The organism is Desulfovibrio sp. SGI.230, assembly GCF_050313065.1.
In the GTDB taxonomy this organism is placed as follows: Bacteria; Desulfobacterota; Desulfovibrionia; order Desulfovibrionales; family Desulfovibrionaceae; genus Desulfovibrio.
In genome coordinates, this window is sequence record NZ_JBNPKS010000002.1 from 284588 (window position 1) to 297310 (window position 12723).

Here is a 12723-nt window from a genome sequence, read left to right on the forward strand (position 1 = left end):
GTCGCTGCACGGAATACGCCTTGCAGCCTGTAAATTTGAAAGGGTTACATACACGGCATAAGGCCCGCCGTCAAGGCTTGTTCACCATCCCCGGGCGGGACAATGAACAAAAAAACGCCGGCGGGACCGCTCCCTGCCTGTCGGTAAAGGCCTTTTGCGCCTTGACAGGATGTGCCTGCGACGGCACAATTTTTATTTCATTATCACCAAGGAGACCGCATGTCCACGCCAGAACATCTGCTGCCCCCGCCGCCCGCCTGTCCCTGTGTGGTCCTCATCGGCATGGCTGGCGCGGGAAAATCCACTGTGGGCATGGCCCTGGCCCAGACCCTGGGCTGGGCCTTCATGGACAGCGACTATCTTATGGAAGCCCTGTACGCCGACCGCCTGCAGTCCGTCACCGACGCCCTGAGCAAGGAGGCCTTCCTGGATCTGGAAGCCGTGGTCCTGGGCTCCATCCGCGTCCAGCGCACGGTCATCGCCACGGGCGGCAGCGCCGTCTACCGGCCGCAGGCCATGGCACATCTGGCCACTCTGGGGCCCGTGGTTTTCCTGGACGTACCTCTGGAGACCATCGAAGAGCGCATCGCCCGCAATCCCGACCGCGGCCTGGCCATCGCCCCGGGGCAGACCCTGGCCGACATTTTTTATGAGCGCGAGGCCCTCTACAACCACTACGCCACCCTGCGCTGTGACGCCCGCCAGAAGACGCCCCAGCAGTGTGCCCGCTGGATCGCCGAGCATCTGCCTCCCCTGCCCGGCCTGCCCACGGCCTGATCCTCTTTGCCGCTTTTCGCGGCCATCCCCGCATGACGGGCCTCCGCCTTTCCGGGCGGAGGCTTTTTTATGCCCTTTTCCCATGACCGGGATGGCGCATTGCGCCCCGGCCTGCCGCCAACGTCCTCCACGGGTTGATGACACTTTCCGCTTGACATTTTTCCGGACGCATGTTTCCGATGTATCATCGGTCAATAGGCACTTTTATCTGCAAAAAGCCTTTTGGACCACTGTAAAGATATGGATACACGCAAACATCTTCTTCCTCCACTGAGCAGAAGTCAGGCTGGTATACTTGTTGCCATCTGTCTTGCCGCAGCCATGACGACCTTTCATGGCCGTCTTCTTATCTCATCTCTGCCTGATTTGCGTGGTATATGGGGATTATCTTATGATGAAGGCTCCGTCATCAGTACCGTTGCATCAGCATCACAGCTCATCCTTGCGCCCATACTGCCCTTTTTCCTGACAGCGCTGGGCCTGCGGCGTCTGCTCCTGCCGCTTTCCCTCGGCTTCGTCTGCGTCGCTTTCTGCATCCCCTTCATCTCCGGCTACGAGAACCTGCTCGTGGCCCACGCCCTCATGGGGCTGCTCATCGGCTCCTTCGTGACGGCCACCATACAGATCATGCTCAAGCATCTGCCGCCGCCGTGGTGGGTGGTGGTGCTGGCTTTTTTCACCTTCCGTGTCTCCCTGGGCATCAATTCCGGCGTCTCGCTGGGGGCCTTTTATCTGGAATATATGGGCTGGCAATGGATCTACTGGCAGTCCGGGCTCATCATGTTCGTCTATTTCGTCCTGCTCCAGCGCCATCTGCCCCCGGATACGCATCAGGGAGCTGCTGCACAAGCCGGACTATTCCGGCATGGCCTTCTATTGCCTGAGCGTCGTCCTCATCTATGCCGGGCTGGATCAGGGCGAACGCCTGGGCTGGTTCGATTCCGGCATCATCACGGTGTTCCTGGCCGGCGGTATCGTCAGCTTCCTCCTTTTCCTCGCCAACGAGGCGCTGGTGGAACGCCCCTGGGCCCCGCCCCGGCTGTTCGCGGACTTCAACATCATCATGTCCGTGGGCATGGTCATCATCTATATATTCATCCTCTCCGCCAATTCCCTGCTCATCACCCTGTTCCTGGACACGGTGCACGATCTGCGGCCCCTGCAAAGCGGCCTGCCCCTGCTGCAGCTGCTGGCCACGCCCTTCTGCGCCTTTCTGGTGCTCAAGGCGGACACGCGCCTGCTCTGCGCCACGGGCGTCCTGCTCATGGGGCTGGCCTGCTATCAGGGCACCTTCATCACCGCTGACTGGGTGGCCGCCGACTTTTTCCCCATGGCCATCCTGTTCGCCATCGGACACCCGCTGGTCTTCCTTTCCCTGATGGCCTTCTGCATGGCCTGCTTCACGGCCAAGACCGCCGTGGGACTGCTGGCCTATATCCAGGTCTCGCGCATCTCCACGCCCATCGAGGGCAATGCCCTGTTCCTGCTGCTCATCCGGCAGCGGGAGGATCTGTACTTCAGCCAGACAGGCAGCCGCCTGACCGTAGACGCCCCGGCCGTGGCCCGTTTTCTGGACAGCGGCGGCTCGCTGGACCAGCTCGGACAACAGTTGCAGACCGATGCCTTCATCCTGGGGATCAACGATGTCTTTGCCCTCTGCGTCTGCATCGCTCTGGGCACCATGCTGCTGCTGGCCTTCGTCAAGGCCATGAAACCAACGCCGGTCAGCCCCGTGGATCTGGGCACGCCGGGAAACTGAACGCACGGGGACCGTCATGAACAGCCTCAAACCCGGTTTTGCCGACGAACTGCTGAAGCTGGCCCTGTATGACCGCCTGCTGGCCCTTTTCCGGCTCTCGCCGTGGATCATCCTGGGCATGCTGCTGCTCGTCATCCTTTTCTTCCTGCTGAACTTCAACCGGCTGGAGAGCGGCAAGCACATCCAGGAGACGGACAATGCCTATACCCAGCTCGACCGCGTAGTGCTGGAGGCCAAGGTCAACGGCTATGTGGCCCAGGTGGGCTTTGGCGATTTCCAGCAGGTGAAGGCCGGGGACGTGCTCCTGCGCGTGCAGGATGCCGACTACCGGGCCCGCACGGATCAGGCCCGGGCCGTCAGGGACAAGAGCGCCGCCAATCTGGAGCGTCTTGATCTGGAGATAGGTTTGCAGGAGGCCTGCATCCGGCAGGCCCGCGTGGCTGCGGAAAATGCGGCGGCACGTCTCGATCTGGCCAGCCGCGAGAACGCCCGCGTGCAGAAGCTCTTCAAATGCAACGCCGTCTCCACCCGTGAGGCGGACTCGGCCGAGATCAACCTGCGCACGGCCCAGCACAGCCACCGCGAGGCCCTGGCCGAAGTCCGGGTACAGGAGCGCAAGCTCGAACTGCAAAAGGCGGACAGGCAGCTGCGCGAGGCTGACCTCCGGGCCGCGGAAGCCCAGTTGCAGAGCGCCCTCATCGACCTGGGGCACACCATCATCACCGCCCCGGGCAACAGACACACCGGTGCCCGCAAGATACAGGTGGGTGATCTGGTGAGGGAAGGCATGCAGGTTGTCTCCCTGGTGCTGGACATGCCCCCCTACATCGTGGCCAATTACAAGGAGACCCAGATAGGCAACATCCGGGCTGGGCAGCCCGTGGAGATCCTCATCGACACCTTCCCCGGCCACACCTTCAAGGGTCATGTGGAGAGCATCTCCCCCGCCACCGGGGCCACCTTCTCCCTGCTGCCCAAGGACACCTCGTCCGGCAACTTCACCAAGGTCGTCCAGCGCATCCCGGTGCGTATCGCCTTCGAGCCCGGGCAGGAGCGCCTACCGGAGATCCGCTCCGGCATGTCGGTCATCACCCGCATCGACACCGGCAGCGCGCAGACGGGAGCCTGAGCCGGCAACGAGCCGAGGGCGGTACGGGATGCATCGGCAAAAAACGGCTGGCCTCCTCCGTCCCTCCCGGCGCGGGCGCCCCTTGCGGCCCGCCTGCGCGTGCTCCCGGCCTCTTTCCCCAGACTTCCTGCCCTCAAGTTTTGCCGGAATTCCACGGCCCAGACGCTTCCCGCGGCCCGAGGTAGCCGCGCCAAAGCGGCTGCCTGCCGGCCGCAGGATGCCCCACAGCCCAGAAAAAAGCCCCCTTCCCGTGCAGGGAAGAGGGCTGTGGCATCAGACAGGCTGCGGCAGGACTAGTACTGCCACTTCTTGCCGTCGTGACGGATCATTTCATTGAGATTGCGGGTCTTGATCTTTTCGCAGGGAGCGGAAAGGGCAGCGCTCTTGCTGGCACCGCGACATTCATAGACATGCTCGGAATAGCGGATGAAGCCCACATAACCACGGGCGCCCTTGCGCACTTCGGTGGTCAGGCTGTCGGTATCCACTTCCACATAGGTGGCCACGTATTCCTTGCCCACCTTGCGCACTTCCTTGTGGGCCTTGGAGGGCATCACCGTGCGGGAAGCACGGCCCACCAGGCTCTGGCCGGTCTTGTACAGATCGGCTTCCAGTTTGGACTGGGACACGGGGGCCGCCTTGGCCGGAGCCTTTTCAGGGGCTTTGGCGGTTTCGGTGGCGGCTTCTTCAGCAGGGGCGGCCGTAGCCGGGCTGGAGCCTTCGTCCCCGCCGAACAGGGCGCAGCCGCCGCACAACAGACTGGTCAGCAGGCTGACTGCCAGGATTTTTTTCATCTGTCATCACTCCTTAATGGAAAACCCGGCGTTTCCGCCGGGTTTTGTTAGAAGGGGGAAAAGGGGGCGTCGTTTAGTCGAAGGAGATCTCCGTACGACGGTTCATGTAGCGGCCTTCTTCGCTGTCGTTGCTGTACTTGAAGGACTTGCCCTTGCCGATGGCGGTCATGCGGCTGGCGGGCACGCCCTGCTTGGCCAGGTAGCCCTTAACGGCTTCGGCGCGGTTCTTGGACAGCTTGGCGTTGTAGGCGTCGGTACCACGGGAGTCGGTCCAGCCGGTCAGCACGATCTTGGTGTTGGGCTTGGACTTGATGAGGCCGGCGGCTTCGTCCAGGATGCCCATGGCCTTGCTGTCCAGGGCATAGGAGTCAAAAGCGAAGTTGACGCCGCGCAGCACGATCACGGTTTCTTCCTGGCAGAACACGGCCAGCACGAAGCGTTCCACTTCGGCGTCGCTGGTGGCCAGGTCTTCAGCGCGAACCAGCACGGAGGCGGGGTTCATGCCGGCAATGGCCTTGACGGTGGCTTCGCCCTGGGGGGTGTCGGCCAGGGAGATCACGTGGATGACCATGTTACGCTGGGTGGCGTACACCTGACGGGCCACTTCCACCAGATCCATACCGCGGTTGTTGTCGCCGTCGGTCACCAGGATCAGGGCAGCGCTGCGTTCCATGGAGCTCAGGAAGGGCTCGTAGGTCTGCAGGCCGTCGCCCATGTTAGTCATGCGGCCGAAGGTGGCAAAGCCGCTGCGCAGGGTGTTGATACCGCTATCCATGGCGGCGCGGTTCCAGGGGCCCTGTTCGATGACGGTGCCGTTAGGAGCGATGGTATGCAGGCCACCCTTGAAGTCCAGGGCGGGGATGGCGGCGTTGACGCGCTTCAGGGCGATCTTGGCCACTTCGATCTTGTCCTGCTTCATTTTGTCATTCTTCATCATCATGGAGCCGGAGTAGTCCACGACGAAGTCGAAGCTGTTGACCTTCTTGCTGCAGACAGGAGCGGCCACGGCAGCCACGGCGAAGCTCAGAAGAACCGCGGCGGTAAGGGCCAGCAGGCGGAAAGATTTCATGATGCCTCCCAAAAAAGTTATTGTTTTGCCTGCAACATGCCAGGCAATATGCGCCAGCTACCTTTTGCCTTTATTGGAAAGGGTATTGACACCTTTAAAAATTAGCGCGTTTCGCAGCAAAGGGCAAGCGTTCTTTCTTTCAGCGCCCCTCCCGTGCCGCGGCTCCCGGCAGGCCACGGAGCGACCCGGCAGCGCCGATGTCCGCCGGGGATGCTCGGTGGCTGGACAGTCGGGCCCGCCTGTAGCATACTGAATAGATACAAAAGGATGGGTTATGCCAGCACTCGATTTTTCCAAATGGAGCCCCGGCGGCAACACGACGATCTTTTTCCCTGCCGCGGGCCTGGATGCGGCCCGGCAGGCGGAGCTGGCCCGGCAGGCCATGCGTCCTGACAGCCTGGGGGCGGAACAGGCCGGTTTCGTCTCTGTGGAGGAACGCCGCCTGCGCATGGCGGGCGGTGAGTTCTGCGTCAACGCCACACGGGCCTTCGGCGCCCTGCTGGCCTTCCGCGAGAGCGCCTCGCCCGAGGCCACGCTCCAGGGCATCGCCCGCCAGAAGCTGACCAAAGAGCACCGCTATGAGGTGCAGGTCTCCGGCTGGCAGAGCCCCATCCGGCTCCAGGTACGCGGCACCTCTCCCCACTGGCAGGTGCGCGCCGAGTTGCAATTGCTGCCCTGCCCCATCACCCACCCGGAACAGGGCATCCATCTGGTGCGCCTGCCCGGCATCTGCCATCTGCTGCTGGACGGTGAGGTGCACATGCAGCCCGAGGACTGCATCGCCGCCTCGCGCATGTTGCGCCGCCAGTACGGCATGACCGGCGAAGTGGCCAGCGGCGTCATCTGGTGGGGCCGCCGCGCGGGCATGCTGGACATGCTGCCCGTGGTCCACGTGCGCGATGCCCACACCACCTGCATCGAGAATGCCTGCGGGTCCGGCGCCCTGGCCCTGGCCCTGCTGCTGGCCGCCAAGGGCAACCGCAAGCCTTTGGACATCATGCAGCCCGGCGGCAGCTCCCTGCATGTCCACATCCCCGACGATGACCAGGGCAAGGCCTTCATCGACGGTCCTGTGGACCTCGTGGCCCGCGGCCGCGTCTGGCTGCCCGACGCCCAGGCCTGATCTTTTCAGGGCGGCCGTCTGCCGGGCTCGCGCCCGGTCGCTGCGGCTGCCCTTTTTTGCGCGCTCCGCGCGTCCTGTCCCGTTCCTTTCCAACCAGAGATACATGAAACAGCAGAACCTCCTCCCCGGCATCAGCCTGCCCGCTCCCCGTCCTTCCCGTCCGGCCGATACCCCGCCGGCACCGTCCCCGGCCGCTCCGGCCGTGCCCGATACGGATACCTGGTCCCCGCAGGAGAGCCTGCTGCACTCCGCCTTCGTTTTCGAACCTGCCGGTACGGCGGCCGAGCCCGTGCTGGTCCTGGGCCTGGATTGCGCCCTGCCCCTGCGCGAGGGCCTTTCGCCCGCCCGGCTGCACCTCATCGAACAGGCCGACGTCCTGTGTGGCGGCCGTCGCCTGCTGGCGGCCTTCGACGACCTCCCCGCCCGTCAGCTTCCCCTGACCGCGCCGCTGGAACCGGTGCTGGCCCGCATCAGCCACCTGCGCGCCGGCGGCAAAAAAGTTGTCGTGCTGGCCGACGGCGATCCCCTGTTCTACGGCATCGGCACTACGCTCCTGTGCCAGCTGGGCCCCGAAGCCGTGCGCATCCTGCCCGGGGTCAGCTCCCTGCAGCAGGCCTGCGCCCGTCTGGGCCTGCCCTGGCATGACGTCATCTGCCTTTCCCTGCACGGCCGCGACGATCTGACGCCCCTCCATGCGGCCATCCACCGGCAGCGGCCCATCAGCCTGCTCACCGATGCCCGCATGACGCCCGACCTGCTGGCCCGCCATCTGCTGGACAGGGGCGTGGACTGGTTCGCCATGCATGTTTTTGAAAACATGGGGAGCGACGGGGAAAAGGAACATCATTTCCCCCTGGAAGAAGCCGCCGCGGCCCGCTTCGGCGCCGTCTGTACCGTTTTGCTGACGCCCGCGGGCGAGATGCGCCGTCCGCATCCCGGCCTGCTGCCCGCCGAACTGCGGCACGAGGACGGCCTGCTGACCAAGCCCGCCGTGCGTGCCGCCGCCCTGGCCCTGTTGCGGCCCGAGCCCCGGCATACGGTCTGGGATCTGGGCGCCGGCTCCGGTTCCGTGGCGCTGGAGGCGGCCTGCCTGGCCCACGAAGGCCGCGTGGTGGCCGTGGAGCGGACCCCTTCCCGCGCTCTGGACATCCAGGAGAACCGCCGCCGCTTCGGGGCCGCCTCGGTGGACGTCTGTCTGGGTACGGTGCCCCAGTGCCTGCCGCGCCTGCCTGACCCGCACCGGGTCTTCATCGGCGGCGGTCTTTCCGGCGACGGGGCCCACAACCTGCTGGAACAGGTCTGCCGTCGCCTGCTGCCCGGCGGACGGCTGGTGGTGAGCTGCATCTTGCTGGACACGCTGGCCCGCTGCCGTGCCTTCTTCGAGGGCCTAGGCTGGCCCGCCGAGGTGATGCAGATACAGTCCGCCCAGTCCCGGCCACTGGGGCAGGACATTTTCCTGGCCGCCGCCAATCCTGTTTTCCTGCTGGCTGTGGACAAGCCCGAACAGGAGAAGGACGAAGACTAGAGAAGGACATTGGGGGCGTATATTTATGGAGGAGGCAGCCCTCCTTCTGGACGCCGTTCCCCCGGCATGACATTACGGGGACGCGGGGCGGAGACAACAGGCCCCGTCTACTGGAGGAGACTATGGAAAAGCAGCCAGGCATGGTCAGTTTCGTCGGCGCGGGTCCCGGTGACCCGGAACTGCTCACCCTCAAGGGGAAACGCCTCATCGAAGAGGCGGCCCTGCTGCTCTACGCCGGTTCCATGATCCCGCCCGCCCTGCTGGATCTGGCATCGCCCCGGGCCAGCGTCATCGACGCCGCCCCGCTGGATCTGGAAGAATGCCATTCCCTCATGCTCCAGTTCGCCCGCGCCGGTCAGCCCGTGGTGCACCTGCACACCGGTGACCCTGCCGTCTACAGCGCCCTGCGCGAACAACTGGCCCTGCTGGACAGGGACGGCATCCCCTGGCAGGTGGTGCCCGGCATCACGGCCGCCAGCGCCGCCGCTGCCGCTGCCGGATGCAGCTTCACCGTGCCCGGCGCCACCCAGAGCCTGATCATGACCCGCATGCCCGGCCGCACGCCCATGCCCGAACAGGAGGCCCTGCGCCATCTGGCCAAGCACGGCACCACGCTGGCCGTCTACCTTTCCGCCATGCAGGCCCGCGCCATGCAGGAGGAGCTGGAACAGTCCCTGCCCGCCGCCACGCCCGTCATCTGCGCCTTCCGCCTGGGCTGGCCCGACCAGCAGCTCATCCGCACCCGCCTCGACCTGCTGGCCGAGACCATCGAAAAGAACGGCCTCTCCCGCCAGACCGTGGTTCTCGTCCTGCCCGGCGAGGGGGAAGACGCCCCGCTACCGCGCACCTGCGGTCCGCACACCGATCATGACTGACGCGCCCGGGGAAAGCGCCCAAGGCTTTTCCCGGATCGCCGTATCACTCAGTCATCCTTCCCATCCGTCACCAGCCATGCACGGCAGCGTGCTATGGCCGCGTCCCTGCCCAGCCTGCGCGGCATACGTCGAGGGTACCCATGCCCCACGCCCACGGGACGCCCCGCTTTTCACAATTCCTCATTTCATACCGCAATGCTTGCAAGCGGCAAAAAGCTTGGGTAAGCTGGCACTTTCCATTATCCCGCAGCAGGAGTGCAGGAACATCATGCCAACCCCCATTCTGGAAAAAGAAAGCCTCATCCCGGGCAAGACCAGCAAACTGGTGCTGCATGCGCCGGCCATTGCCAGCCACGCCCGGCCCGGTCATTTCGTCATGCTGCGCATGAGCCCCACGGGCGAGCGCATCCCCCTGACCATCGCCGATACGGATGCCGAAAAGGGCACCATCACCATCGTCTATCTGGTCATGGGCAAAAGTACGGCCATCCTTGAAGACCTCAAGGCCGGCGACGAGATCCTGGACGTTTGCGGCCCCCTGGGCAAGCCCACCCACATCGAGAAAAAGGGCACCGTCATCTGCGTGGGCGGCGGTACCGGCATTGCCGCCATGCACCACATCGCCAAGGGCCATTCGCGCATCGGCAACAAGGTCGTGGGCATCATCGGCGCCCGCAACAAGGACCTGCTCCTGTTCGAAAAGGAACTGGCCAGCTTCGTGGACGAGCTGCTCATCTCCACCGACGACGGCAGCTACGGTCACAAGGGCCTGGTCACCGACCTGCTCCGCGACCGCCTGGAATCCGACAAGGACGTCTTTGAAGTGGTGGCCGTGGGTCCCGTGCCCATGATGGCCGCCGTGGCCAACACCACCCGTCCCTACGGCGTGCACACCACCGTCAGCCTCAACCCCATCATGGTGGACGGCATCGGCATGTGCGGCGCCTGCCGCGTGACCGTGGACGGCAAGACCAAGTTCGCCTGTGTGGACGGCCCCGAATTCGACGGCCACAAGGTGGACTTCGACGAACTGCGCCGCCGTCTGGGCGCCTACCGCGATCAGGAAAAGGTCTCCATCGACCAGTACAGGAGCACCCATGGAAACTAAGCCCAAAAAGACCATTGCTCCGCGCGTGGACATGCCCTGCCAGCCCGCGGACGTGCGCGCTCACAATTTCGACGAAGTGGCCACCGGCTACACCAAAGAGATGGCCATGCAGGAAGCCTCCCGCTGCCTGCAGTGCAAAAAGCCCCTCTGCATGAAGGGCTGCCCCGTGGAAGTGCCCATCCGCGACTTCATCGCCGAAGTGGCCCGCGGCAACTTCGACGCCGCCTACCGCATCATCAAGACCACCAACAGCCTGCCTGCCGTGTGCGGCCGCGTCTGCCCGCAGGAACACCAGTGCGAAGGCAAGTGCATCCTCAACGCCAAGGGCCAGCCCATCGCCATCGGCCGCCTGGAACGCTTCGTGGCCGATACCTACATCGCCACCAGCGCCTGTGAACAGGTGACCGGCACCAATTCCTGTGCCATGCCCGTCAAGGGCAAGAAGGTGGCCTGCATCGGTTCCGGTCCTTCCTCCCTGACCTGTGCGGGCGTCTGCGCCGCCAACGGCCTCAAGGTGGATGTGTTCGAAGCCCTGCACGAGCCCGGCGGTGTGCTCATCTACGGCATCCCCTCCTTCCGTCTGCCCAAGAACGTGGTGGCCACCGAAGTGGACGGCCTGCGCCGTTCCGGTGTGGACTTTCACCTCAACAGCGTGGGCGGCCGCACCTTCACCGTGGACGAACTGCGCAAGGAATATGACGCGGTCTTCATCGGCGTGGGCGCCGGTCTGCCGGTCTTCCTGGGCGTGCCCGGCGAAAACCTGGTGGGCGTGTTCTCCGCCAATGAATACCTGACCCGCGTGAACCTGGGCCGCGCCTATGCCTTCCCCGAACAGGACACCCCCGCCTACCTCGGCAAGCATGTGACCGTGTTCGGTGCCGGTAACGTGGCCATGGACGCCGCCCGCACCGCCCTGCGCATGGGCGCGGAAAGCGTGCATATCGTCTACCGCCGCACCAAGGCCGAGATGCCCGCCCGCCGCGAGGAAGTGGAACATGCGGAGGAAGAAGGCGTGAAGTTCGAGATGCTGGCCTCCCCCGTGAAGTTCAACGGGGACGCCGAGATGAAGCTCACGTCCGTGACCCTGCAGAAGATGGAACTGGGCGAGCCCGACGCCTCCGGCCGTCGCCGCCCCGTGCCCGTGGAAGGCGCCACCTACGAACTGGCCACCGACCTGGCCATCGTGGCCCTGGGCACCCGTTCCAACCCCATCCTGCTGGAAGCCACCGAAGGCCTGGAAAAGACCGAACGCGGCTACATCAAGGTGGATGAAGCCACGGGCGAGACCTCGCTGCCCAACGTCTTCGCCGGCGGCGACATCGTCACCGGCGCGGCCACGGTCATCCTGGCCATGGGCGCCGGACGCCGGGCCGGTCAGGAGATCTGCCGCCGTCTGCTCGGCTAACCGGCCATAGCGTCAGCACATCACGGGGAGGGTCCGCCCTCCCCGTTTTTTTCCCTCGGGCCCTGCCCCCATCTCAGCGCGTCCGCGACCTGCCGTCATCACGGCCATCCCGTCTGTCCCTGACAGGCCGGGGCGCTCCCGGAGACCATCATGATCACCGCCGACCTCCACAGCCATACCCGTTATTCCCACGGCGCCAGCACGCCCCAGGAGATGTACGCCGCCGCCTGCACGGCCGGGCTCAAACTGCTGGGCTTCACCGAACATTCCCCGCGTCCGCTGGGCTTCGACTATACCAACGAATACCGCGAACAGCTGAGCCGCTTCATGCCCACCTATGCCCGCGAGGTCTGCGAGCTGCGCGACAACGCCGCTCCCGATGCCTGCCAGGTGCTGTTCGGCATGGAGATGGACTGGCTGGAAGGGCAGGCGGACTTTGCCCGCCAGGCCTGCACCGCCTATGATTTCGACTATCTGCTGGGCAGCGTGCATTTTATCGGTCACTGGGGCTTCGACGACCAGGCCTCGGACTGGGACATCCTTTCGCAGGAAGAGTGCGAGCGGAACTATGTGCGCTACTTCCAGAGCTGGCGCGAGATGATCGCCTCGGGCATGTTCCAGATCGCCGCCCACCCCGACCTCATCAAGATCTTCTCCGTGGACCGCTTCCACATCTGGCTCAACAAGCCCGGCAGCCTCGACATCATCCGCACGGCCCTCACCGAGCTGCGCGATGCGGGCATGGCCATGGAGATCTCGTCCGCCGGGTTGCGCAAGCCCTGCCGCGAGATCTACCCCTGCGCGCCCATCATGCAGCTGGCCGCCGAGCTCCGCGTGCCCGTGACCTTCGCCTCCGACGCCCACATCACCACCGACGTGGCCTTTGCCTTCCCCCGCCTGGAAAGCTACGCCCGCGCCTTTGGTTTCACCCAGAGCGTCTGGTACAAGCAGGGCCGGCAGTACGTGCTGCCGCTGTAGGAAAGGACACGGCGCCCGGATATTTTGGGGAGGGAAAGGGAGATCTTCTCCGCTGCCGATGCCCGTGACGCCGCTCCGGCGCTGACGGGCACGGCCCTGCGGGCCGCCATTGGGTCGTTGCCCGCACGGGAAGGATCCCCCTTTCCCCAGTCGCCCCCCTTCCCGGCGCGCTTTATCCCAA

At 64.8% G+C, this 12723-nt stretch carries 11 protein-coding genes and 1 pseudogene; 10 read left to right on the forward strand and 2 right to left on the reverse strand.

The window, feature by feature from the left end; all coding sequences use genetic code 11:
* Nucleotides 1-219: 219 nt before the first annotated feature.
* The 4 genes and pseudogenes from thrB to ACQRAG_RS03315 all read left to right on the forward strand — a co-directional run bounded on the left by thrB (nucleotide 220) and on the right by ACQRAG_RS03315 (nucleotide 3665).
* Nucleotides 220-777: a homoserine kinase gene (gene thrB, locus ACQRAG_RS03300; RefSeq protein WP_168935641.1), complete on the forward strand. Its 558-nt coding sequence runs from the start codon at nucleotides 220-222 to the stop codon at nucleotides 775-777.
* 321 nt (nucleotides 778-1098) lie between these two features.
* Nucleotides 1099-1557: pseudogene (locus ACQRAG_RS03305) on the forward strand (MFS transporter); the annotation flags it as partial.
* An 85-nt stretch (nucleotides 1558-1642) separates the two neighbouring features.
* Nucleotides 1643-2536 (forward strand): hypothetical protein, encoded by an 894-nt coding sequence (locus ACQRAG_RS03310; protein ID WP_427803884.1) that lies wholly within the window; start codon nucleotides 1643-1645, stop codon nucleotides 2534-2536.
* Between the two features lie 16 nt (nucleotides 2537-2552).
* Complete coding sequence (locus ACQRAG_RS03315) at nucleotides 2553-3665, forward strand: HlyD family secretion protein (protein ID WP_427803821.1); 1113 nt, start codon at nucleotides 2553-2555, stop codon at nucleotides 3663-3665.
* Between the two features lie 293 nt (nucleotides 3666-3958).
* Here ACQRAG_RS03315 and ACQRAG_RS03320 read toward each other — a convergent pair whose 3' ends face one another.
* Nucleotides 3959-4459 (reverse strand): translation initiation factor 2, encoded by a 501-nt coding sequence (locus ACQRAG_RS03320; protein ID WP_168935638.1) that lies wholly within the window; start codon nucleotides 4457-4459, stop codon nucleotides 3959-3961.
* Between the two features lie 73 nt (nucleotides 4460-4532).
* Nucleotides 4533-5528 carry an OmpA family protein gene (locus ACQRAG_RS03325; RefSeq protein WP_168935637.1) on the reverse strand — a complete coding sequence of 332 codons (996 nt, stop codon included), beginning with the start codon at nucleotides 5526-5528 and terminating at the stop codon, nucleotides 4533-4535.
* 274 nt (nucleotides 5529-5802) lie between these two features.
* Between ACQRAG_RS03325 and ACQRAG_RS03330 the strand changes: the two genes are divergently transcribed.
* From ACQRAG_RS03330 to ACQRAG_RS03355, 6 genes are all read left to right on the forward strand, one after another.
* The gene (locus ACQRAG_RS03330; protein WP_427803820.1) at nucleotides 5803-6651 is read left to right on the forward strand and encodes a hypothetical protein; all 849 of its coding nucleotides are present in this window, start codon (nucleotides 5803-5805) and stop codon (nucleotides 6649-6651) included.
* A 103-nt stretch (nucleotides 6652-6754) separates the two neighbouring features.
* Nucleotides 6755-8176, forward strand: a complete 1422-nt coding sequence (cbiE, locus tag ACQRAG_RS03335) for a precorrin-6y C5,15-methyltransferase (decarboxylating) subunit CbiE (protein ID WP_427803819.1) — start codon at nucleotides 6755-6757, stop codon at nucleotides 8174-8176.
* 122 nt (nucleotides 8177-8298) lie between these two features.
* Nucleotides 8299-9051, forward strand: a complete 753-nt coding sequence (gene cobM, locus ACQRAG_RS03340) for a precorrin-4 C(11)-methyltransferase (protein ID WP_168935634.1) — start codon at nucleotides 8299-8301, stop codon at nucleotides 9049-9051.
* Between the two features lie 268 nt (nucleotides 9052-9319).
* Nucleotides 9320-10159 (forward strand): sulfide/dihydroorotate dehydrogenase-like FAD/NAD-binding protein, encoded by an 840-nt coding sequence (locus ACQRAG_RS03345; RefSeq protein ID WP_040369795.1) that lies wholly within the window; start codon nucleotides 9320-9322, stop codon nucleotides 10157-10159.
* Complete coding sequence (gene gltA, locus ACQRAG_RS03350; RefSeq protein ID WP_204625875.1) at nucleotides 10149-11564, forward strand: NADPH-dependent glutamate synthase; 1416 nt, start codon at nucleotides 10149-10151, stop codon at nucleotides 11562-11564. The genes ACQRAG_RS03345 and gltA overlap by 11 nt, the downstream gene beginning before the upstream one ends.
* Before the next feature lie 150 nt (nucleotides 11565-11714).
* The gene (locus ACQRAG_RS03355; RefSeq protein ID WP_204674748.1) at nucleotides 11715-12542 is read left to right on the forward strand and encodes a histidinol-phosphatase; all 828 of its coding nucleotides are present in this window, start codon (nucleotides 11715-11717) and stop codon (nucleotides 12540-12542) included.
* Nucleotides 12543-12723: the final 181 nt, after the last annotated feature.